Here is a 20862-nt window from a genome sequence, read left to right as displayed (position 1 = left end):
AAGACGGCGGGCAGCCCCCACCCAGCCCACCGGACGGACGCCGTCCGGGAACCTCGCCGGGAGGCCGCCGGCAACCCCGCCAGAAGCCCGCCGAGAGGCCACTGCGAGGCCACTGTGAGTCTGTCGGCGGGTAACCGCCCGGCCGCCCGGCCGGGAAGCGTGTGAAAAGCCCTCGGCCGTTGTCAGTGCGGCGTCGTACGCTGGTGTTCCAGAGGTTGTCGAACAGCGACGATCTCTGGAACAGCAGCGACAGGAGGTATGTGCAGGCCACAGTGCCGGCCCATGACTCAGACACCTACAGTTCAGAGCCCCGAGGGGCAGGCCCGAGCCTTTTTCACCGTTCCCGCCAAGCATCCGATGGTGACGGTCCTCGGTTCGGGTGACGCCCTTCTCCGTGTGATCGAGGCGGCCTTCCCGGCTGCCGACATCCATGTCCGGGGCAATCGGATCAGCGCGGTCGGAGACGCGGCGGAAGTAGCCCTGATCCAGCGACTGTTCGACGAGATGATGCTCGTGCTCCGCACGGGACAGCCGATGACGGAGGACGCGGTGGAACGCTCGATCGCCATGCTCAGAGCGGAGGCGACCGGCAACGGGGACGGCACGGCGGAGACGCCCGCCGAGGTTCTCACCCAGAACATCCTCTCCAGCCGGGGCCGCACCATCCGACCCAAGACCCTCAACCAGAAGCGCTATGTCGACTCCATCGACAAGCACACGGTCGTCTTCGGCATCGGCCCCGCGGGCACGGGCAAGACCTATCTCGCCATGGCCAAGGCGGTCCAGGCCCTGCAGTCCAAGCAGGTCACCCGGATCATCCTGACCCGGCCCGCCGTCGAGGCGGGCGAGCGGCTCGGCTTCCTGCCCGGCACGCTCTACGAGAAGATCGACCCGTATCTGCGCCCGCTGTACGACGCACTGCACGACATGCTCGACCCGGACTCGATCCCCCGTCTGATGGCCGCGGGGACGATCGAGGTCGCGCCGCTCGCGTATATGCGTGGCCGCACCCTGAACGACGCGTTCATCATCCTGGACGAGGCGCAGAACACGAGCCCCGAGCAGATGAAGATGTTCCTGACGAGGCTCGGCTTCGACTCGAAGATCGTCATCACCGGCGATGTCACCCAGGTCGACCTTCCGAACGGCACGCAGAGCGGTCTGCGGCAGGTCCAGGACATCCTGGAAGGCGTCGAGGACGTCCACTTCTCACGTCTCACATCGAACGACGTCGTACGGCACAAGCTCGTCGGCCGTATCGTCGACGCGTACGAGAAGTACGACGGCCGTAACGGCGCGCAGCACGAACACGGGCGCGGCGGCCGAGGCGCGAACGGGAAGTAGCTCGAACCACACCATGTCGATCGACGTCAACAACGAGTCCGGAACCGAGGTCGACGAGCAGGCGGTCCTCGATGTGGCCCGTTACGCGCTCGCCAGGATGCGCATCCACCCGCTCTCCGAACTGTCGGTGATCGTCGTGGACGCGGAGGCCATGGAGCAGCTGCACATGCAGTGGATGGACCTCCCCGGCCCCACGGACGTCATGTCCTTCCCGATGGACGAGCTGCGTCCGCCGGCCAAGGACGACGAGGAGCCCCCGCAGGGGCTCCTCGGTGACATCGTGCTCTGTCCCGAAGTGGCCAGAGCGCAGGGCGAGCAGGCCCCGACGCAGCACTCCATGGACGAGGAGCTCCAGCTTCTGACCGTCCACGGGGTGCTGCATCTGCTGGGGTACGACCACGAGGAGCCGGACGAGAAGGCGGAGATGTTCGGCCTTCAGGCGGCGATCGTCGACGGCTGGCGGGCTGAGAAGGGCCTCACGGGCCCCTCCCCGGCGCCGACCGTCTCATGAGCGGCCCCCTGATCGCGGGCGCTGTCCTGCTGGTGGTCGTGGCCTGGCTGGCCGCGTGCGCGGAGGCCGGCATCGCGCGGGTCTCCAGCTTCCGGGCCGCCGAGGCGGTCCGCTCGGGCCGGCGCGGAGCCGCCAGGCTGGAGCAGGTCGCGGCCGATCCCACCCGGTACCTCAACGTCGCCCTGCTGGTGCGGGTGGCGTGCGAGATGGCGGCGGGAGTGCTCGTCACCTACGTCTGTCTCCAGGAGTTCTCCGAGACCTGGGAGGCACTGGCCGTCGCCATCGGCGTGATGGTCCTCGTCTCGTACGTCGCCGTCGGCGTCTCCCCGCGCACCATCGGCCGCCAGCACCCGCTGAACACGGCGACGGCCTCCGCGTACGTCCTGCTGCCGCTCGCCCGGATCATGGGCCCGATTCCCCAGCTGCTGATCCTGATCGGCAACGCGCTCACCCCCGGAAAGGGATTCCGCAAGGGCCCCTTCGCGAGCGAGGCCGAACTGCGGGCGATGGTGGACCTCGCCGAGCAGGAGTCCCTGATCGAGGACGACGAACGCCGGATGGTGCATTCCGTCTTCGAGCTGGGCGACACCCTCGTCCGCGAGGTGATGGTGCCGCGCACCGACCTGATCTGCATCGAGCGGTACAAGACCGTCCGCCAGGCACTCACCCTCGCCCTGCGCTCCGGGTTCTCCCGGATTCCGGTCACCGGGGAGAACGAGGACGACATCGTGGGCGTCGTCTACCTCAAGGACCTGGTCCGCAAGACGCACGTCAACCGCGAGGCCGAGACCGATCTGGTCTCCACGGCGATGCGGCCCGCGGTCTTCGTGCCCGACACCAAGAACGCCGGCGATCTGCTCCGCGAGATGCAGCAGAAGCGCAACCACGTCGCCGTCGTCATCGACGAGTACGGCGGCACGGCGGGCATCGTCACCATCGAGGACATCCTGGAGGAGATCGTCGGCGAGATCACGGACGAGTACGACCGTGAGCTGCCGCCGGTCCAGGAACTGGGCGACGGCCGCTTCCGCGTCACCGCCCGCCTCGACATCGGCGATCTGGGCGAGCTGTACGGCCTGGACGAATTGGACGACGAGGACGTGGAGACCGTCGGCGGACTGCTGGCGAAAGCCCTCGGGCGGGTCCCGATCGCGGGCGCGACCGCGACGGTCGACCTCCCGGACGGACGGTTCCTGCGGCTGACCGCCGAGTCCCCGGCGGGCCGCCGGAACAAGATCGTGACGGTGCTCGCCGAGCCCGTCGAGGACACTCCGGAAGGCGAGAGCGCGGCATGAGACCACAGGAACTGAAGGCGTTCTGTCTGGGATTCAACGACGCGTCCGAGGAGTTCCCGTTCGGGGAGGACATCTCGGTCTTCAAGGTGTCCGGGAAGATGTTCGCCCTCAGCTGGCTCGACAGCGAGCCGCTGGCGGTCAATCTGAAGTGCGACCCGGACATCGCGACCCGGCTCCGCGCCGACCATCCGGCGATCACCCCCGGCTATCACATGAACAAACGCCACTGGAACACGGTGGCGGTCGCCGAACTCCCGGAGAAGCTGGTCAAGGAGCTGATCGAGGACTCCTACGACTTGGTGGTGGCGGGTCTCCCCAGAGCCGTACGGCTGCGGCTGGACCGCGCCTGAGACGGTAGTCACTGGTGTAGCGACCACCCGGGGGGATACTCTCTGCCGCGTCGAACCGGGGAGGGGGTAACTTCCCGCTAATTCTCTCCACGGGGGGATCACCTCATGCGTGCCCGTACGCGCCACTCCGCTGCCGCCGTCATCGCCGCCGCCGCGCTCTGCTTCACCGCGGTGGCCTGCTCCGGCTCCGACGACGACAAGAAGTCCAGCCCGTCCGGTGAGCCGACCGGGACGGTGCGGGCCGCCACCGCCGACGATTCCGACAACGCCGGCGGATCCCAGAAGCCGGCCGACGCCCGGGCCGAGCCGCTGACCGCCGCCCAGATGAAGGCCGCGACCCTTCAGGTGAAGGACCTGCCGCCCGGATACACGGCCGGCCAGTCCGTGCCGGACAGGACGAAGTACACGGCGGACCAGCCGCAGTGCCAGCCGATCGCGGAGTTCCTGGACGGCGAGGTCACCGGTGCGACCACGGGCGGGAGCGTGGACTTCGAGGGACCCGGCGGCAAGTCCATGCTCACCCAGCAGGTCTTCACCTTCCCCGGCAAGGGCGCAGAGGACCTGGTGAAGGGGGTGGGGACGGCGCTGGAGAGCTGCACGAAGTTCACGTACAAGGACGCCGACGGCGAGAAGAGCGAGATCGGGGTCCGGAAGATCGACGGTCCCGAGGCCGGCGAGGAGTCCCACGCCTTCCGGATGACGATGGCGACCGCCGGATCACCCATCAAGATCGAGGTGGACATGCTGGTGGCCCGGCAGGGCACCGGAGGCACCCGTATCGGCTTCCTGGCCCCCGACGCCGAGGGCAGAAAGGCGTTCCCCGACCTCGCCAAGCGCGCGGGCGACAAGCTGGTCAAGGCGGTCCGGGGCTGAGGCGCTGAGCGCGACGGATCCGCGCGGACGGGAGCCCGGCAGGGGCCCTCCCGCCGGGCCGGGGTGCGCGATCTATGCTCGGGGCATGACGCAGAGCACCGAACCCCAGGGCTCCGGCACCGGCTCCGTTCCCGGCGCTCTCGGACCCGAGGACCGTAAGATCATCACGCTGGCGCGCAGTGCCCGTGCCCGAAACCAGGTGGCCGAGGGCGCCGCCGTCCGGGACGAGACCGGGCGTACGTACGTGGCGGGGACCGTGGCCCTGGAGTCGCTCAGGCTCAGCGCGCTGCAGACCGCCGTCGCGATGGCCGTCGCCAGCGGGGCGCGGTCCCTGGAGGCCGCAGCCGTCGTCTCCGAGGCGAGTGCCGCGTCCGACGCGGACCGTGCGGCGGTACGGGACCTGGGCGGGCCCGGAACGCCGGTGCTCCTGGCCGGGCCGGACGGACAGCTCAAGGCGTCGGTGACGGCGGGCTGACGGACCGCACCGAGGCCCCCGACCGACGGCCCGCAACCCCCGACCCGCCTCCAGGCGGCCTGACAACGCTCCCTCGGCACGCTCTCTCGGCACGCGCCCGACAGGCCCGCCCGACCGGCTCGCGCGGCCGGGGTTCATGGGGCTCCGGGCCTCGCGGCCATATGGGCGTTCCGCATCAGCGACAATGAACGGCATGAGCGTTCGCACCCAGCCCACCGAGCCCGCCCCCCACCGGGCGGGTTTCGCCTGTTTCGTCGGCCGCCCCAACGCGGGCAAGTCCACCCTCACGAACGCTCTCGTCGGCCAGAAGGTGGCCATCACCTCAAGCCGGCCGCAGACGACCCGGCACACCGTGCGCGGCATCGTGCACCGCCCCGACGCCCAGCTGATCCTGGTCGACACTCCGGGCCTGCACAAACCCCGCACCCTGCTCGGGGAGCGCCTCAACGACGTCGTACGCACCACCTGGGCCGAGGTCGACGTCATCGGCTTCTGCCTGCCCGCGGACCAGAAGCTGGGCCCCGGCGACCGCTACATCGCCAAGGAGCTGGCCGGGATCAAGAAGACCCCGAAGGTCGCGATCGTCACCAAGACCGATCTCGTCGACTCCCGGACCCTCGCCCAGCAGCTCATCGCGGTGGACCAGCTCGGCAAGGAACTCGGCATCGAATGGGCGGAGATCGTCCCGGTCTCGGCCGTCGGGGGCGACCAGGTCCAGCTCGTCGCCGATCTGCTGATCCCGCTGCTGCCGAAGAGCCCGGCGCTCTACCCGGAAGGCGACCTCACCGACGAGCCCGAGCAGGTCATGGTCGCCGAACTGATCCGCGAGGCCGCGCTCGAAGGCGTACGGGACGAACTGCCGCACTCCATCGCGGTCGTCGTCGAGGAGATGATCCCCCGCGAGGGCCGGCCGGCGGAGAAGCCGCTCCTCGACATCCACGCCAACCTCTACATCGAGCGCCCCAGCCAGAAGGGCATCATCATCGGCCCCAAGGGCAAGCGCCTGAAGGATGTCGGCACGAAGTCCCGCAGGCACATCGAGGCGCTCCTCGGCACCCCGGTCTTCCTGGATTTGCACGTCAAGGTGGCGAAGGACTGGCAGCGGGATCCGAGGCAGTTGCGGAAGCTCGGTTTCTGACCGGTTCGCGACGGGTGGCCGGCGGGCGGGGTGTGGTCCCGACCGCCGTCGCGGGTGAGGGTGAGGCGTCACACGGTCACGCGCCCTCCTTCAGGACCCGTGAGACGAGCCGCAGCTGGGCGTCCGTGAGCCTGGGGTCCGCGCAGTACACCGTCCGGCCGTCCACCGTGATCTCGTAGCCGAAGCCGTCCGGCACCCCGATCGGCGGTGTGTCCCGGCCGTCCGCCACGGCCTCTTCGGCCAAAGCGTGCCATGTGTCGGCGTCGGGGCGGCCCGCCGTGTCCACCGAGGCGAACCGCTCGATGCCCGCGAAGCCGCCCGTGCGCCGTACCTGGATCTCCATGGGTTCCGTTCTATTACGGATCGGTCCGGGGCGGCACCGGGACCCGCCTACGGCCCCGGACCGAGGTTCCCGGCCGGCCCAGCCGGCTCAGCCGGTCGGGACCCCCACCTGCGACCATGCCCGCAGCACCGCCTCCCGCTCCTCGTCCGCGCCGTACCGAGACTCCGCCGCCGCCACCGTGAGCCGGGCGAACTCCGCGAAGTCGGCGTCCGACGACAGCTCGCCGCCCGTGAGGGTGTCGAACCAGATCTGCCCGGCCCGCTCCCACGCCTTGCCGCCCAGCCGGGTCGCCACCAGACAGAAGGCGCGGTTGGGGATGCCGGAGTTGATGTGCACCCCGCCGTTGTCCCGGTTCGTACGGACGTAGTCGTCCATCGAACCGGGCTGCGGGTCCTTGCCCAGTACATCGTCGTCGTACGCGGTCCCCGGCTCCCGCATGCTCCGCAGGGCCACACCGGTCACGCCGGGGGCCAGCAGCCCCGCGCCGATCAGCCAGTCGGCCTCGTCGGCGGACTGTTCGAGGGTGTACTGCTTCACCAGCGATCCGATGACGTCCGAGACGGACTCGTTCAGCGCCCCGGACTGCCCGTAGTACTCCAGATTCGCCGTGTACTGGGTGAGGCCGTGCGCCAGTTCGTGCGCGATGACGTCGACCGGGATGGAGAAGTCCAGGAAGATCTCCCCGTCACCGTCGCCGAACACCATCTGCTCGCCGTTCCAGAACGCGTTCCCGTACTCCTCGCCGTAGTGGACGCTCGCGCTCAGCGGCAGTCCGGCGCCGTCGAGGGAACTGCGCCCGTAGGACGTCAGCAGCAGCTCGAAGGTCGCGCCGAGGCCCGCGTGCACCCGGTTGACGGTCGCGTCCCGGACCGGTTCGTCGTTCTCCCCGCGGACCTTCGCCCCCGGCAGCAGGGTGCTGTTCCCGCAGTCGTAGACGGTCCGTCGGGGCCGGTCCGACGCGGCTCCGCTCACCGCCGCCGGACCACGGACGGTGGTCACCCGGCGGCGGGTGCGCTGGGCGGCGTCCAGTTCAAGGGTGCGCAGGGCGCGCTCGGCGCGCGCGGGGTCCTCGGCCTGGGCCAGCTTGTCGAGGACATAGGGCGGCACGATGGTGCAGAAAATCGGATGGAGGTCAGCCATGCCCGACAATGTGGCACCGGGTCACGACGCTGTCACTACCCGCCACCATGATGAGTGAATTGGGGCCGACCGTCCGGTTTGGCTGAAAATGATGGGTGTCCCGCATACTGATACGAGGACGACGGTCCATCGAGTCTCGGCTAAGCTTCCCCGCATCATGCGTTTCGGGCTGCTTCTTCTTAGCTGCCGCGGCGAGGGCCTGTAGTCGTAGGCCGACCCCCTCCCCGCGGGATCTGCTGCTGCTTCGAACCCGTCGGCCGTCCTGAATGGACCCCGAGGAGCCCTACGCAAATGTCTGACGCAACCATCGGTCGCCGCACGCCCATCACCACCGCGACCCACGCCCAGAAGCCGTCCGGGATGCCGATCCACAAGTACGGCCGGTACGAGGCCGTGGACATCCCCGACCGGACCTGGCCGGACAACCGGATCACCAAGGCCCCCCGCTGGCTGTCGACCGATCTGCGCGACGGCAACCAGGCCCTGATCGACCCGATGTCCCCCGCCCGCAAGCGCGAGATGTTCGATCTGCTGGTACGCATGGGCTACAAGGAGATCGAGGTCGGTTTCCCGTCGTCCGGCGAGACCGACTTCGCCTTCGTGCGCTCCATCATCGAAGAGGGCGCGATCCCCGAGGACGTGACGATCTCCGTCCTGACCCAGGCCCGCGACGAACTGATCGAGCGCACGGTCGAGTCCCTGCGCGGCGCGCACCGGGCCACCGTGCACCTCTACAACGCCACCGCGCCCACCTTCCGCCGGGTCGTCTTCCGCGGCTCGAAGGAGCAGGTCAAGCAGATCGCCGTGGACGGCACCCGGATGGTGATGGAGTACGCGGAGAAGCTGCTGGGCCCCGAGACGGTCTTCGGCTACCAGTACAGCCCCGAGATCTTCACCGACACCGAGCTGGACTTCGCGCTGGACGTCTGCGAGGGCGTCATGGACGTATGGCAGCCGGAGGCCGGGCGCGAGATCATCCTCAATCTGCCCGCGACGGTCGAGCGTTCCACGCCGTCCACGCACGCGGACCGCTTCGAGTGGATGTCGCGGAACCTCTCCCGCCGTGAGTTCGTGTGTCTGTCGGTCCATCCGCACAACGACCGCGGCACCGCCGTCGCCGCGGCCGAACTGGCCCTCATGGCGGGCGCCGACCGTATCGAGGGCTGTCTGTTCGGCCAGGGCGAGCGCACCGGCAACGTCGACCTGGTGACCCTGGGCATGAACCTGTTCTCCCAGGGCGTCGACCCGCAGATCGACTTCTCGCAGATCGACGAGATCCGTCGCACCAGCGAGTACTGCAACCAGATGGAGATCCACCCGCGCCACCCCTACGCGGGCGATCTGGTCTACACGGCCTTCTCCGGCTCCCACCAGGACGCCATCAAGAAGGGCTTCGACGCGATGGAGGCCGACGCGGCGGCGGCCGGGAAGACGGTCGACGAGATCGAGTGGGCCGTGCCGTATCTGCCCATCGACCCCAAGGACGTGGGCCGTTCGTACGAGGCCGTCATCCGGGTCAACTCGCAGTCCGGCAAAGGCGGTATCGCGTACGTCCTGAAGAACGACCACAAGCTGGACCTGCCGCGCCGGATGCAGATCGAGTTCTCCCGGATCATCCAGGCGAAGACGGACAGCGAGGGTGGCGAGGTCACGCCGGACGACATCTGGAAGGCGTTCCAGGACGAGTACCTGCCCAACCCGGACGACGCGGCCCGGTGGGGACGTATCCAGCTGCGTTCCGGTCAGTCCACCACCGACACCGACGGGGTGGACACGCTGAAGGTCGAGGCGGTCGTGGACGGCTCGGAGACCGTGCTGACGGGCTCCGGCAACGGTCCGATCTCCGCCTTCTTCGACGCGCTGAACACGGTGGGCGTGGACGCCCGGCTGCTGGACTACACCGAGCACACGATGAGCGAGGGCGCTTCCGCGCAGGCCGCTTCGTACATCGAGTGCGCGATCGACGGTCAGGTGCTGTGGGGCATCGGCATCGACGCCAACACCACGCGCGCGTCGCTGAAGGCGGTCGTCTCGGCCGTCAACCGCGCCGCCCGCTGACCGGGTCACCTCCACACGGACGCGCCCTCGGAACGTTCCCTCCCGGGAACGGCTCCGGGGGCGCGTCCGCCGTTCTGTCCCGCCCGGCTTCCCCCATGGCCTCCGGCATGGCTTCGCGGCGCCTTCGCAGAGCCTTTGCAGGGGGATGAATCGGCCATGTCCCGTCGTACTGCCGTCAGGGTGCTGACGGCGGAACATCCCTGTGGCTAACATCACGTCACGCGGCAATCTTGCCGTGGTGGTACTCCTCCCGGCTGCGCCGGGGGGATCCCGCACGCGGCCCGAAGGGCCGCGGGGGAGTCACGGAGGTGCGGAGTGCGGACAGACCGAGGCGTAATCGGCCGGAAGTTGATGGTCTGCGGCATTCACACCTCATGGAGCACGGTGGGGGACGGCGAGTTCTTCTGCGCCGCGTGCGGAGGCGACCGCAACTACCGCCGCCGGACGGGCCGCCGCCGGTTCACCCTGCTCGGCGTTCCGCTCCTGCCGAGGGGCTCCGCGGGCCCGGTCGTCGAATGCGCGGCCTGCCATGGTCACTTCGGGACGGACGCGCTCGACCACCCCACCACCGCCCGCTTCTCCGCGATGCTCCGCGACGCCGTGCACACGGTCGCGCTCGCCGTCCTCGCCTCGGGGGGCACCTCGTCGCGCCCGGTCCGTGAGACCGCCGTCGCCACGGTCCGCGCGGCGGGCCTCCACGACTGTACGGAGGAGCAGCTCACGGGACTGATCGAGGCGCTCGCGGCCGACACCGGCCGCTTCGTCGCCGACGCGGCGCCCTTCGGCGCCGCCCTCGCCATCGAACTCCACGAGGCGCTGGAGCCGTTGGCTCCGCATCTGGCGGCGGCGGGGCGGGAGTCGATCGTGCTCCAAGGCGCGCGGATCGCCCTGGCGGACGGGCCGTACACCCCGGCGGAGCGGGAGGTGCTGACGACCGTGGGCACGGCGCTCCAGCTCCCGCTGACGGACACGACCCGGCTGCTGACGACGGCCCGCACCCTGTCCTCGTAGCCCTTCGTAGCCCTTCGTAGCCCTTCGTAGCCCTTCGTCGCCCTCGTAACGCGGCCCCGGCGGCGCGAGCGCGCGCGGTGCGGCCGTGGCTCAGGGGCTGCCCCGGGGCTCGGTGCTCATCCCGGTTCCGTACGCCCTGTCGGCGTGCCGGGCGCTTCCCGGTGACCGTCTTCCGTAAGGCGACCGTCGGCACGGCCTGACGTGCGACCGTCGGCCCCGTCGCCGCCGAGCAGGGCCGCCACCAGTGCCGCGCCCAGCACCAGCAGGGCCGCCGCCGCCCTCAGAGCCACGGCGAAGCCGTCCCCCGCCGGGCCCGCGGACTCGCTCGCCCCGCCATGGCGGGCGGCCAGGGGGACCAGGACCGCGAGGCCCACCGCGCCGCCCACCTGCTGTACGGAACCGAGCACGGCCGAGCCGAGGCCCGCGTCCCGCTCGGTGGTCCCGGTGACCGCCGCCACCGCCAGCGCCGGGAACCCCAGCCCCGAGCCCAGGCTCGCCACCAGCATGCCGGGAAGCACCCCGAAGACATAGCCGTCGCCCGCCGACAGTCCGGAGAGCAGCAGCAGCCCGGCCGCGCTGAGCAGGAAGGCCGTCACCAGCGTCCAGCGAACCCCGAGCCAGGCCACGGCCCGCGCGGAGAGCCAGACCCCGGCCAGCACCCCGACGCCGTGCGGCACATAGGCCAGACCCGCGGTGAGCGGGCCGTACCCGAGCACGGTCTGCAGATACAGCATCAGCAGGAACGACAGCGAGAAGAACGCGGCCGTGAACAGCAGCCCCGTGCCGTTCGCCACGGCCCGGATCCGTACCGCCAGAAACGACAGCGGCACCAGCGGCTCGGCCGTACGGGCCTCGACGGCCAGGAACGCGGTCCCGAGGACGGCGGCCAGCACCAGCGGTACGGAGGCCGCCGGATCAACCCACCCCGACTCGGCGGCCCGGAGCAGACCGTGCACCAGCGCCAGCAGCGCACCGGTCCCCAGGACCGCGCCCGGCACATCCACCCGCGACGGCCGCTCTCCCCGGCTCTCGGCCACCAGACGCGGCATCGACAGCAGCGCCGCGAGAGCGATCGGCAGATTGACCAGGAAGATCCAGCGCCAGGACACCAGCCCGGTCAGCGCCCCGGAGAGCACCAGTCCCGTCGTGCCGCCCAGGGCCGCGAGCCCGCCCCAGACGCCGAGCGCCTTCGCCCGCTCCTTCCCGCCGGGGAACAGCAGCGTGATCAGAGCCATCGCGGCCGGGCTCGCCAGCGCCGCCCCCACCCCCTGCGTGAACCGTCCGGCGACGAGCTGCCACGGCTCCCGCGCCAGCCCGCAGAGCAGGCTCGCCATGCCGAAGAGCGCCACCCCGGCCAGAAAGACCCGGCGGCGGCCCAGCAGATCGGCTGCCCGGCCGGCGGGCAGGAGCAGCGCCCCGAAGGCGAGGAAGTACGCGTTGACGACCCACACCAGACCGGCCGTGCCGAAGCCGAGTTCGTCCCGGATCGTCGGCAGGGCGACATTCACCACCGTGTCGTCGAGGACGAGCATGAACTGGACGAAGCAGAGCACGACCAGAGCCGGCCCGCGCCGGTCGGCGGTGGTGACCAGGGATGAGGGCATACGGCGACGCTAGGCGGCCGACCACACCGGCCGCGATACGCTAGCGGGCCAGCCCATAGCGCGTTGGGGACACCCGGCCCGAGGACCGTCGGAGACGCCCGGTCCAAACGCCGTCGGAGATGATCGGTCCGGAAGTCGCAGGACGCCCGGTCCGGAGAATCCGCGAGACACGGTCCGGAGTCTCCGGAGACTCCGGGGCCGCCGAGCCGTCGAGGACACCGACCCATGGACGAAGCCGTTCACTGCTCCGCACCCGCCGGCGTCGGCGCCATCGTCGTGGGGAGCTTCCCGATCGAGTCGGGGCAGTGGTTCGCCCCGCACAGCCACCCGCAGCACCAACTGGCCTGGACCCGGCGTGGAGTCATCGCGGTCGCCGTCGACGACACCCACTGGATCCTGCCGCCCTCCCGCGCCCTGTGGCTGCCCGCGGGCGTCGTCCACCGGACCGGCGCGACCCGCGAAGCCGTCCTGCGAGGGCTCTACTTCGAACCGGACCGCTGCTCCGTGCAGTGGACCGAGCCCACCCCGGTCGCCGTCGACGGCTTCCTCGCCCAGCTGATCGGATACCTCGGCCGCGAGGACCTATCCGACGACGCCCGGCTGCGCGCCGAGGCCGTCGTGCCGGATCTGCTCCGTCCGCTCCCCGCGTCGCCCATCGATGTGCCGGACCCCGTCGACGCCCGCGTACGGGCCGTGGCCGACACCCTGCTCGCCGATCCGGCCGACCCGCGCGGCCTGGAGGCGCACGCGCGGGCCGTCGGCGTCAGCCGACGCACCCTGACCCGGCTGTTCGTCCACGACACCGGTATGAACTTCGACCGCTGGCGCACCCACGCCCGGCTGCGGGCCGCGCTTCCGCTGCTCGCGGAGGGGCAACCGGTCTCGCGGGTCGCGCGCGCGGTCGGATACGCGACGGCGAGCGCGTTCCTCGCCGCGTTCCGCCGCACCGTGGGAACCTCCCCGAGCCGCTATCTGCACGGCGCCGCGCCGCCAGGCCGCTTCTGATGGACCTTGCTGGGCTCGCGTGCCCTGGCACCGCTCCCCCTCGGCCCTGCGGCCGGGGAGGTGCCCCCACCCTGGGCCTGGCGGCCCGGGAGGTGCCCCCACGCTGCGTTGTCGTCGGTCGCTGATCTCCCCCTGGGCCTTGCGGCCCGGGAGGTGCCCCCACCGCAGGGACTCCCTCCTCCGCCTTGCGATCCACGGCACCAGACCCCGCTCACTGATCCAGCCCGATCCATCAGAAACGACCTACTCCCCAGGGAGTAGCGACCGCCCCATGTCACCCCCGGCAGTACGCGCCATCTCGCCCCCGAGCCCGACGAATCCGCTCTCTCCCGGCGAGAGCCTGGTGCCCTGACACCCGTGACGAAGGGGAAACAACCCATGGGTCCCGTAACGCCGCCCCCTCGGACCAGCACGCCGGGCACGACAGGATCGACGGCGGTGCGGGGAGCGCCCGGATCCACCCGGCGGCGCGCCCTGCCCTGGGCGGTGCTCCTGTTCTGGATCGCCGTCATCGCCGTCGCCGCGCCCTTCGCGGGCCGACTCGGCGACGTACAGCGCGACAACATCGTGGACTATCTGCCCGCCGACGCGGACTCCACCCAGGTCGCGAAGATCGAACAGCGGCTCCCCGGCGGCGAGACGACCGAGGTGGTCCTCGTCTACCACCGCGACGGAGGGCTCACCGACGCCGACCGGACCTCCGTGGACCGGCAGGCCGCCGACATCGCCGCCGCGCACGAACTCCTCGCCCCGCCGACGGCCGTGCCGTCGAAGGACGGCACGACCCTGATGGTCCCGCTCGTCACCACGGAGCCCGGCAACGACGAGAAGGCGCGCGACGCCTTCGTCGCGGAGATCCGGGACTCCGTGAGCGGCCGGAACGGGCTGACCGTCGACGTCGGCGGGCCCAGCGCCCTCCAGACCGATATGGAGGAGGTCTTCTCCTCCATCGACGGCACGCTGATGATCGCGACCGTGCTGGTGGTCACGGTCCTGCTGATCCTCACCTACCGCAGCCCGTTCCTCTGGCTGGTGCCGCTGTTCTGCGTCGGGGTCGCGGCCCTCACCAGCCGGGCCGTGATGTACGGGCTGGTCCAGGCGTTCGACCTCACCGTCACCAGCCAGAGCGCGGGGATCATGACCGTCCTCGTCTTCGGCGCCGGCACCGACTACGCCCTGCTGCTGGTCGCCCGCTACCGCGAGGAGCTGCGCCGCCATCCGTCGGCGTACGACGCGATGTCCGCCGCCCTGCGGGGCTGCGGACCGGCCGTCCTCGCCTCCTCGGGGACCGTCGCGGCCGGGATGCTCTGTCTGCTGGCCGCGGACCTCAACAGCGCCAGCGGACTCGGCCCGGTCGGCGCGGTCGGCGTCGTGTGCGCGCTCGCCGCGATGACGACGCTGCTGCCCGCCGTCCTCGTCCTGCTCGGGCGGCGGGTCTTCTGGCCGCTGGTCCCCGCGTACGGCAGCGGGCCCCGGCAGCGCCGCTCCCTGTTCACCTCCATGGGCTCATCCGCCGGAAAGAGGCCGGTCGCCGTCCTCGTCACCGGCGGCCTCCTGCTGGGGGCGCTGGCGCTCGGCGCGTTCAATCTGCCGGGGGCGCTCAAGCAGGAGGACAGCTTCACCCAGCGGCCCGATTCGGTAGCGGCGATGCGGACGCTGGCCGACGCCTACCCCGAGCGGAGCAGCCAGCCGATCAGCGTCGTCGCGCCCGCCGACCGGGCCGGCGAACTGCTGGAGAAGGCCCGTGCGGCGGACGGCGTCGCGGCCGTCGAACGCGGCCGGAGCGCCGACGGCTGGACCGAACTCTCCGTCTTCGCGAAGGACGCGGCGGAGTCGCCCGGCGAGACCGCCACGATCAAGGAGCTGCGGGCGGAACTCGACGGCGCGTATGTCGGCGGCCCCAGTGCCCAGCAGCTCGACCTCGAAGACACCAACACCCGTGACCGCATGATCGTCATCCCGCTGGTGCTCGTGGCGGTCCTGCTGATCCTGCTCGTGCTGCTGCGCTCTCTCGTCGCCTCGCTGATGCTCGTGGTCGCGGTGGTCGCCGTGTGGGGTGCCGTGTGGGGCCTGGCAGGGCTGGTCTTCGAACCGCTCCTCGGATTCAAGGGGACCGACCCGAGCCTGCCGCTCTTCTCGTTCGTCTTCCTCGTCGCGCTCGGCGTCGACTACGGCATCTTCCTGATGCACCGGATGCGCGAGGAGGCGCTGTCGGGGAAGGACCCGTCGACCGCGGCCCTGACCGCGCTGCGGACCACGGGCGGGGTGATCGCCTCCGCGGGCATCGTCCTGGCGGCGACCTTCGCCGTCCTGATGAGCCTGCCGCTGGTGGTGACGGTCGAGTTGGGCTTCCTGGTGGCGGTCGGCGTGCTGCTGGACACGTTCCTGGTGCGTACGTACCTGGTGACGTCGGCGAGTGTGCTGCTGGGCCGCGCGGTGTGGTGGCCGGGGAAGCTGTCCCGGCCGGGAACCACCAAGGCGGCCCCGGCGCGCGAAGGGAAACCCGCGCCCGCCGCCGAACGTGCCACCGAACCCGCCGCCGACCCGGCACCGACCCCTGATGCGACCCCTTGATGCGACCCCTGAACCGGCCTCCGAGACCCGCCCGTGAGGCGAGGTGAGGTGAGTTGACACGAGGCATGCCGAGGTGGGACGACGCGCGGGCCTGAGAGCCTGAGCCCGCCCCCACCTCACAACCCCCGCCGCCCCCTGGCCCCTTCGGACCCCAGGGGGCTTCCGGGAGGCGTCCGGACCCGTACCGGAGGATGGAGACCGTGCACACACCAGGAGCGCGCCCGCACCCGCGTGAACCCCGGCTCGGGGACCGTGTCCTCACGGCGGTCAGCCGTGCCCCCCTCACCGCCCCGCACCGCACACGCAACGACGCGATCATCACGGCGGGCCTCGCCGTGGTTTCCGCGCTCCTCGCCCTGTTCGCCGACGACGGGCGGCGGCCGGACGCCCTCGGCTGGCTGCTCCTGGCCGGCGCGGTCGTGCCCCTGGTCTGGCGGCGGTCCCACCCCTATCTGGTGCTGCTGGCCGTCCTCGCGTTCGCCGGCCCCTACCACGAACTCGACAACAGCCATGCCGCGCCGGTGCCCGCGTCGATGGTCGCGCTCTACACCGTCGCCGCGATCGCCCGCCCGCTGCACACGCTCCTCATCGGCGCCGTCGTCATCGGCGTCGCCCTGGGCGTGATGTTCAGCGTCAGCGCCCACCAGGGGCTGGAGGTCCTGCGCACCTCCGGCTGGATCATCGCGGTCCTGATCTTCGGCGTGGACGTGCGGATCTACCGCCGCTACATCGCCTCGGTCACGGCCCGCGCCGAACACGCCGAACGCACCCGCGAGGAGGAGGCCGCCCGCCGCGTCGCCGAGGAGCGCCTCCGGATCGCCCGCGATCTGCACGATCTCCTCGCCCACTCCATCACCCTCATCGGAGTGCGGACCTCCGTCGCCTCCCATGTGCTGACCGTCGACCCCGACCGCCTCGACCGGGCCGCGATCGCCAAGGCGCTCGACGACATCGCCGACACCTGCCGCACGGCCCGCGGCGAACTGCGCACCACCCTCACCGTCCTGCGGACCGACGCCCCCGACGGCTGTGACGGCCCGCTGCCCGATCTGTCGGCCCTGCCCGAGCTGGTACGGGCCGCTCACGGCGAACTGACCCTGCGCACGGGCGAGCGCCGGTTCCCCTCGGCCGTCGAAGTCGCCGCGTACCGCATCGTCCAGGAGTCCCTGACCAACGCCGTACGCCACGCCGGCCCCGGCGTACGTATTGCCGTGACCGTCGAAGACCACGGCGGTGACCTCCGCGTCACGGTCACCGACGACGGCGACGGCGACGGCCCCGCGCCCGAAGGGAGCACCGCCGGCTACGGCATCGTCGGCATGCGCGAACGCGCCCGCAGCGTCGGCGGCATCCTCATCACCGGCCCGCGTCCCGGCGGAGGATTCCGGGTGGCCGCCTTCCTGCCGCTGACCCAACCGGAGACCCTCCCATGACCCCCAGCCCCAGCCCCGGCCCTGACCGCTGCCCCGACCCCGTACGCGTACTGCTCGCCGACGATCAGCTCCTCGTACGGGCCTCCTTCGCGATGCTCATCGAATCGGCCCCCGACATGGAGGTCGTCGGCCAGGCGGGCAACGGAGCGGAGGCCGCCGAACTCGCCCGCACCCGGCGGGCGGACGTGGTCGTCATGGACATCCGCATGCCCCACCTCGACGGCATCGAGGCGACCCGCCTGATCGCCGCCGACGAGGACCTCGCGGGCGTCAAGGTCCTCGTCCTCACCACGTACGACACCGACGACCACGTCCTCGACGCGCTGCGCGCGGGCGCGTCCGGCTTCCTGGTGAAGGACACCCGCCCCGCGGACCTCCTCACCGCGATCCGCACGGTCGCCGCGGGCGACGCCCTGCTCTCGCCGGGGCCCACCGCCCGGCTGATCGCCCGCGTCCTCACCGCCCCCAGCGCCCCCGGCCCCGGCCTCCGCGCCGGTCCCGAGGACCTCACCGACCGTGAACGCCAGGTACTCGCCCTCGTCGCCCGCGGCCTGAACAACAGGGAGATCGCCACATCGCTCGGCCTGTCCCCGCTGACGGCGAAAACCCACGTCAGCCGCATCATGGGCAAACTCGGCGCCCGCGACCGGGCCCAACTGGTGATCCTGGCGTACGAGTCGGGCCTGGTGGTGCCGGGGGAGTCCTGACGACGGCCGCCGGCCCGGCCCGGCGAGCCGGCCGTACCGGACGACAGCGGTCCATCGCCCCGTTGCCTTTTTCATGGCCCCGCGACGGAGCGGGCCGAACGCCCACGACGGGACGGACCGTGGCACGACGGCGCTCTTCGTACGGGACAATGAACGCATGAGTTTGTTCCGTGACGATGGGATCGTCCTCCGCACCCAGAAACTGGGCGAAGCCGATCGCATCATCACGCTGCTCACCCGCGGGCACGGGCGGGTGCGGGCCGTCGCGCGGGGAGTGCGGCGGACCAAGTCGAAGTTCGGAGCGCGTCTGGAGCCGTTCTCCCATGTGGACGTGCAGTTCTTCGCGCGGGGGAGCGAGCTGATCGGCCGCGGGCTGCCGCTCTGCACACAGAGCGAGATCATCGCTCCGTACGGTGCCGCGATCGTCGGCGAGTACGCCCGGTACACCGCCGGCACCGCCATGCTGGAGACCGCCGAGCGGTTCACCGACCACGAGGGCGAGCCCGCCGTACAGCAGTACCTCCTCCTCGTGGGCGGACTGCGGGCCCTCGCCCGCGGGGAGCACGCCCCGCATCTCATCCTCGACGCGTTCCTGCTGCGCTCCCTCGCCGTCAACGGATACGCCCCCAGCTTCGGGGACTGCGCCCGATGCGGGCTCGACGGCCCGAACCGCTTCTTCTCCGTCGCGGCGGGGGGCGTCATCTGCGGTGACTGCCGGGTGCCGGGGAGCGTCGTACCCTCTGCTGAGGCCATCGGACTGCTCAGCGCGCTGCTGACCGGCGACTGGCCGGCGGCGGAGAAATGCGAGGCGCGGCACGTCAGGGAGGGCAGCGGGCTGGTCTCCGCCTATCTGCACTGGCATCTGGAGCGCGGGCTGCGCTCCCTCCGGTACGTCGAGAAGTAGCAGCAGTACAGCAGAAGCCGAACATAGGAGATGTGAACCGCATGGCACGACGCGGAATCCTGGGCCGGTCCCGCCGCGAGTACAAGGTCCCCGAGCCGCACCCCTCCGGCGCGCGGCCGCCGAGGATCCCCGGCGAACTGGTCCCCAACCATGTGGCGTGCGTGATGGACGGCAACGGCCGCTGGGCCAAGGAGCGCGGTCTGCCCCGCACCGAGGGCCACAAGGTCGGCGAGGGCGTCGTGCTCGATGTGCTCAAGGGCTGTCTGGAACTGGGAGTCAAGAACCTCTCGCTGTACGCGTTCTCCACCGAGAACTGGAAGCGCTCGCCCGAGGAAGTCCGCTTCCTGATGAACTTCAACCGGGACGTCATCCGCCGCCGCCGTGACGAGATGGACGAACTCGGCATCCGTATCCGCTGGGTCGGCCGTATGCCGAAGATGTGGAAGTCGGTCGTACAGGAGCTTCAGGTCGCCCAGGAGCAGACCAAGGCGAACGACGCCATGACGCTCTACTTCTGCGTCAACTACGGCGGGCGGGCCGAAGTCGCCGACGCCGCGCAGAAGATCGCGCAGGAAGTCGCGGCGGGCAGGCTCGACCCGGCCAAGGTGAACGAGAAGACGATAAGGAAGTACCTGTACTACCCGGATATGCCGGATGTGGACCTCTTCCTGCGCCCCAGCGGTGAGCAGCGCACCTCCAACTATCTGATCTGGCAGAGCGCTTACGCCGAGATGGTCTTCCAGGACGTGCTGTGGCCGGACTTCGACCGCCGCGATCTGTGGCGGGCCTGTCTGGAGTACGCCCGGCGCGACCGCCGCTTCGGCGGCGCCCAGCCGAACGAGGTGCCGGGGCAGGGCACTGTCTGACCCTGCGGATACGCTGCGCTGCATGGGTGGGGAGAGAACGACCGACACGGCTGTCGCGCTGGTGTACCGGCCGGCGGCCAGGGACATCATGACCGCGGTCAAGCTGCAGCGGTGGAGGACGAGCGCCGGGCGCGGACAGTTCGCGGCGACCGCCGCCGCGCTGATCGTCTGCGCCGGCGTGGCCGTCGTGAGGCTGCTCGACACCGGCTCCGTGAACGACGGCGTCTTCGCCTCGCTGGCGATTTTCGGGGTGTACCTCGGCGTGCTGCTGGTGTTCACGCCTCGGATGCTGGCCGGACAGGGCATGAAGCTGTGGGGGCCGCTCGGCGCGTTCCACACCGTGGTGGACGGATCGGGGATCCGTATGACGTCCCAGGTGTACGCGCAGGCCGTGGCCTGGCCCGCCGTCGAGCGCTACGCCGAGACCGCCGAACTGTTCGTCCTGCTCAGCCGGAAGCCCTCCGCGGCCGGGCTCGTCATCCTGCCCAAGCGGGGCATACAGGAGCCCGCGGAGAGGGACCGTCTGCGGGGCGTCCTGGACGAGCGTCTGGAGCGGATCTGACCGCTCCGGGGCGGCTCCGGAACGCTCCAGGGCGCATATCGTCGCCGTACCCCGGGCGGCTCCCGGCCCCCGGCCTGCGTCTCGGTCTACGCCTTGGTCGCCTTGGCCGTCTTGGTCGCCGCCGCGCACTCCGCGCAGGTGCCGAAGATCTCCACGGTGTGGGCCACGTTCACATAGCCGTGCTGCGCGGCGATCGTCTCCGCCCAGGTCTCCACCGCCGGGCCCTCGACCTCGACCGCCTTGCCGCAGACGCGGCAGACCAGATGGTGGTGGTGGTCGTCGGTCGAGCAACGGCGGTAGACGGACTCGCCGTCGCTCGTGCGCAGCACGTCCACCTCGCCCGCGTCCGCGAGCGACTGGAGGGTGCGGTAGACGGTGGTGAGCCCCACCGAGTCCCCGCGGTGCTTGAGCATGTCGTGCAGCTCCTGCGCGCTCCGGAACTCGTCGACCTCGTTCAGCGCCGCCGCCACCGCGGCCCGCTGCCGGGTCGACCGGCCCCGCACCGGGGCAGTGTTACCGCTGCTTGGCGCCGTCGCCACCATGGCCTCCTCGCTTCGCCGCACTCGCCTGTCGCTGTAATTCTGCCAGGCTCGGTGTGAGGTGCGGGTCAGTCGGAACGGGTGGGGCCGGTCCTTGTGCGCGACAGCCCTGGTCCGGGGCCGGTCCTTG

Annotated in this window: 20 protein-coding genes; 16 read left to right on the top strand and 4 right to left on the bottom strand. The window is 71.0% G+C overall.

Annotated elements, in window-relative coordinates; genetic code table 11:
- The first annotated feature begins 282 nt into the window (after positions 1 to 282).
- The 7 genes from ACWEFL_RS06570 to era all read left to right on the top strand — a co-directional run bounded on the left by ACWEFL_RS06570 (position 283) and on the right by era (position 5986).
- Positions 283 to 1344: a PhoH family protein gene (locus ACWEFL_RS06570; RefSeq protein WP_451708329.1), complete on the top strand. Its 1062-nt coding sequence runs from the start codon at positions 283 to 285 to the stop codon at positions 1342 to 1344.
- A gap of 13 nt (positions 1345 to 1357) precedes the next feature.
- Positions 1358 to 1855, top strand: a complete 498-nt coding sequence (ybeY, locus tag ACWEFL_RS06565) for an rRNA maturation RNase YbeY (RefSeq protein ID WP_451708326.1) — start codon at positions 1358 to 1360, stop codon at positions 1853 to 1855.
- On the top strand, positions 1852 to 3150 hold the full coding sequence (locus tag ACWEFL_RS06560; protein WP_451708323.1) for a hemolysin family protein: 1299 nt from the start codon (positions 1852 to 1854) through the stop codon (positions 3148 to 3150). The genes ybeY and ACWEFL_RS06560 overlap by 4 nt, the downstream gene beginning before the upstream one ends.
- Positions 3147 to 3500: an MmcQ/YjbR family DNA-binding protein gene (locus ACWEFL_RS06555; protein ID WP_451708320.1), complete on the top strand. Its 354-nt coding sequence runs from the start codon at positions 3147 to 3149 to the stop codon at positions 3498 to 3500. The genes ACWEFL_RS06560 and ACWEFL_RS06555 overlap by 4 nt, the downstream gene beginning before the upstream one ends.
- 105 nt (positions 3501 to 3605) lie before the next feature.
- The gene (locus ACWEFL_RS06550) at positions 3606 to 4373 is read left to right on the top strand and encodes a hypothetical protein (protein WP_451708317.1); all 768 of its coding nucleotides are present in this window, start codon (positions 3606 to 3608) and stop codon (positions 4371 to 4373) included.
- Between the two features lie 85 nt (positions 4374 to 4458).
- Positions 4459 to 4848: a cytidine deaminase gene (locus tag ACWEFL_RS06545; RefSeq protein ID WP_451708314.1), complete on the top strand. Its 390-nt coding sequence runs from the start codon at positions 4459 to 4461 to the stop codon at positions 4846 to 4848.
- Positions 4849 to 5032: 184 nt separating this feature from the next.
- Entirely contained in the window at positions 5033 to 5986 is a 954-nt protein-coding gene (gene era, locus ACWEFL_RS06540; protein WP_451708312.1) for a GTPase Era, read from the top strand.
- A 76-nt stretch (positions 5987 to 6062) separates the two neighbouring features.
- On the opposite strand, the gene ACWEFL_RS06535 is transcribed toward era, so the two are convergent.
- Positions 6063 to 6329, bottom strand: a complete 267-nt coding sequence (locus ACWEFL_RS06535) for a protealysin inhibitor emfourin (RefSeq protein WP_451708309.1) — start codon at positions 6327 to 6329, stop codon at positions 6063 to 6065.
- 87 nt (positions 6330 to 6416) lie between these two features.
- Positions 6417 to 7469, bottom strand: a complete 1053-nt coding sequence (locus tag ACWEFL_RS06530) for a M4 family metallopeptidase (protein WP_451708306.1) — start codon at positions 7467 to 7469, stop codon at positions 6417 to 6419.
- Between the two features lie 291 nt (positions 7470 to 7760).
- On the opposite strand from ACWEFL_RS06530, the gene leuA reads away from it, so the two are divergent.
- Positions 7761 to 9527: a 2-isopropylmalate synthase gene (gene leuA, locus ACWEFL_RS06525; protein WP_451708304.1), complete on the top strand. Its 1767-nt coding sequence runs from the start codon at positions 7761 to 7763 to the stop codon at positions 9525 to 9527.
- Positions 9528 to 9878: 351 nt separating this feature from the next.
- The gene (locus tag ACWEFL_RS06520; protein WP_451708825.1) at positions 9879 to 10538 is read left to right on the top strand and encodes a tellurite resistance TerB family protein; all 660 of its coding nucleotides are present in this window, start codon (positions 9879 to 9881) and stop codon (positions 10536 to 10538) included.
- A 116-nt stretch (positions 10539 to 10654) separates the two neighbouring features.
- Here the strand turns inward: ACWEFL_RS06520 and ACWEFL_RS06515 are convergent, their stop codons facing one another.
- Positions 10655 to 12142: an MFS transporter gene (locus ACWEFL_RS06515; protein WP_451708302.1), complete on the bottom strand. Its 1488-nt coding sequence runs from the start codon at positions 12140 to 12142 to the stop codon at positions 10655 to 10657.
- Positions 12143 to 12367: 225 nt separating this feature from the next.
- Between ACWEFL_RS06515 and ACWEFL_RS06510 the strand changes: the two genes are divergently transcribed.
- The 7 genes from ACWEFL_RS06510 to ACWEFL_RS06480 all read left to right on the top strand — a co-directional run bounded on the left by ACWEFL_RS06510 (position 12368) and on the right by ACWEFL_RS06480 (position 20193).
- Positions 12368 to 13147, top strand: a complete 780-nt coding sequence (locus ACWEFL_RS06510; RefSeq protein WP_451708298.1) for an AraC family transcriptional regulator — start codon at positions 12368 to 12370, stop codon at positions 13145 to 13147.
- Positions 13148 to 13621: 474 nt separating this feature from the next.
- Complete coding sequence (locus ACWEFL_RS06505) at positions 13622 to 15721, top strand: MMPL family transporter (RefSeq protein WP_451708822.1); 2100 nt, start codon at positions 13622 to 13624, stop codon at positions 15719 to 15721.
- 191 nt (positions 15722 to 15912) lie between these two features.
- Positions 15913 to 17154, top strand: a complete 1242-nt coding sequence (locus ACWEFL_RS06500) for a sensor histidine kinase (protein ID WP_451708295.1) — start codon at positions 15913 to 15915, stop codon at positions 17152 to 17154.
- Positions 17151 to 17861 carry a response regulator gene (locus ACWEFL_RS06495; RefSeq protein ID WP_451708292.1) on the top strand — a complete coding sequence of 237 codons (711 nt, stop codon included), beginning with the start codon at positions 17151 to 17153 and terminating at the stop codon, positions 17859 to 17861. The genes ACWEFL_RS06500 and ACWEFL_RS06495 overlap by 4 nt, the downstream gene beginning before the upstream one ends.
- A gap of 157 nt (positions 17862 to 18018) precedes the next feature.
- Positions 18019 to 18765, top strand: a complete 747-nt coding sequence (recO, locus tag ACWEFL_RS06490) for a DNA repair protein RecO (RefSeq protein WP_451708289.1) — start codon at positions 18019 to 18021, stop codon at positions 18763 to 18765.
- Positions 18766 to 18806: 41 nt separating this feature from the next.
- Positions 18807 to 19631, top strand: a complete 825-nt coding sequence (locus tag ACWEFL_RS06485; protein WP_451708287.1) for an isoprenyl transferase — start codon at positions 18807 to 18809, stop codon at positions 19629 to 19631.
- A gap of 22 nt (positions 19632 to 19653) precedes the next feature.
- On the top strand, positions 19654 to 20193 hold the full coding sequence (locus ACWEFL_RS06480) for a YcxB family protein (protein ID WP_451708284.1): 540 nt from the start codon (positions 19654 to 19656) through the stop codon (positions 20191 to 20193).
- Between the two features lie 86 nt (positions 20194 to 20279).
- On the opposite strand, the gene ACWEFL_RS06475 is transcribed toward ACWEFL_RS06480, so the two are convergent.
- Positions 20280 to 20732 carry a Fur family transcriptional regulator gene (locus tag ACWEFL_RS06475; protein WP_451708282.1) on the bottom strand — a complete coding sequence of 151 codons (453 nt, stop codon included), beginning with the start codon at positions 20730 to 20732 and terminating at the stop codon, positions 20280 to 20282.
- Between the last annotated feature and the right edge of the window lie 130 nt (positions 20733 to 20862).

The organism is Streptomyces sp. NPDC004838 (genome assembly GCF_053600955.1).
This window is presented reverse-complemented; position numbering and strand designations above follow the sequence as displayed.

What these genes read in the sequence shown, in the direction of transcription:
- ACWEFL_RS06570 (WP_451708329.1), top strand. Translation starts at nt 283, where the DNA reads ATGACTCAGACACCTACAGTTCAGAGCCCCGAGGGGCAGGCCCGAGCC.
- ybeY (WP_451708326.1), top strand. Translation starts at nt 1,358, where the DNA reads ATGTCGATCGACGTCAACAACGAGTCCGGAACCGAGGTCGACGAGCAG.
- ACWEFL_RS06560 (WP_451708323.1), top strand. Translation starts at nt 1,852, where the DNA reads ATGAGCGGCCCCCTGATCGCGGGCGCTGTCCTGCTGGTGGTCGTGGCC.
- ACWEFL_RS06555 (WP_451708320.1), top strand. Translation starts at nt 3,147, where the DNA reads ATGAGACCACAGGAACTGAAGGCGTTCTGTCTGGGATTCAACGACGCG.
- ACWEFL_RS06550 (WP_451708317.1), top strand. Translation starts at nt 3,606, where the DNA reads ATGCGTGCCCGTACGCGCCACTCCGCTGCCGCCGTCATCGCCGCCGCC.
- ACWEFL_RS06545 (WP_451708314.1), top strand. Translation starts at nt 4,459, where the DNA reads ATGACGCAGAGCACCGAACCCCAGGGCTCCGGCACCGGCTCCGTTCCC.
- era (WP_451708312.1), top strand. Translation starts at nt 5,033, where the DNA reads ATGAACGGCATGAGCGTTCGCACCCAGCCCACCGAGCCCGCCCCCCAC.
- ACWEFL_RS06535 (WP_451708309.1), bottom strand. Translation starts at nt 6,329, where the DNA reads ATGGAGATCCAGGTACGGCGCACGGGCGGCTTCGCGGGCATCGAGCGG.
- ACWEFL_RS06530 (WP_451708306.1), bottom strand. Translation starts at nt 7,469, where the DNA reads ATGGCTGACCTCCATCCGATTTTCTGCACCATCGTGCCGCCCTATGTC.
- leuA (WP_451708304.1), top strand. Translation starts at nt 7,761, where the DNA reads ATGTCTGACGCAACCATCGGTCGCCGCACGCCCATCACCACCGCGACC.
- ACWEFL_RS06520 (WP_451708825.1), top strand. Translation starts at nt 9,879, where the DNA reads ATGGTCTGCGGCATTCACACCTCATGGAGCACGGTGGGGGACGGCGAG.
- ACWEFL_RS06515 (WP_451708302.1), bottom strand. Translation starts at nt 12,142, where the DNA reads ATGCCCTCATCCCTGGTCACCACCGCCGACCGGCGCGGGCCGGCTCTG.
- ACWEFL_RS06510 (WP_451708298.1), top strand. Translation starts at nt 12,368, where the DNA reads ATGGACGAAGCCGTTCACTGCTCCGCACCCGCCGGCGTCGGCGCCATC.
- ACWEFL_RS06500 (WP_451708295.1), top strand. Translation starts at nt 15,913, where the DNA reads ATGGAGACCGTGCACACACCAGGAGCGCGCCCGCACCCGCGTGAACCC.
- ACWEFL_RS06495 (WP_451708292.1), top strand. Translation starts at nt 17,151, where the DNA reads ATGACCCCCAGCCCCAGCCCCGGCCCTGACCGCTGCCCCGACCCCGTA.
- recO (WP_451708289.1), top strand. Translation starts at nt 18,019, where the DNA reads ATGAGTTTGTTCCGTGACGATGGGATCGTCCTCCGCACCCAGAAACTG.
- ACWEFL_RS06485 (WP_451708287.1), top strand. Translation starts at nt 18,807, where the DNA reads ATGGCACGACGCGGAATCCTGGGCCGGTCCCGCCGCGAGTACAAGGTC.
- ACWEFL_RS06480 (WP_451708284.1), top strand. Translation starts at nt 19,654, where the DNA reads ATGGGTGGGGAGAGAACGACCGACACGGCTGTCGCGCTGGTGTACCGG.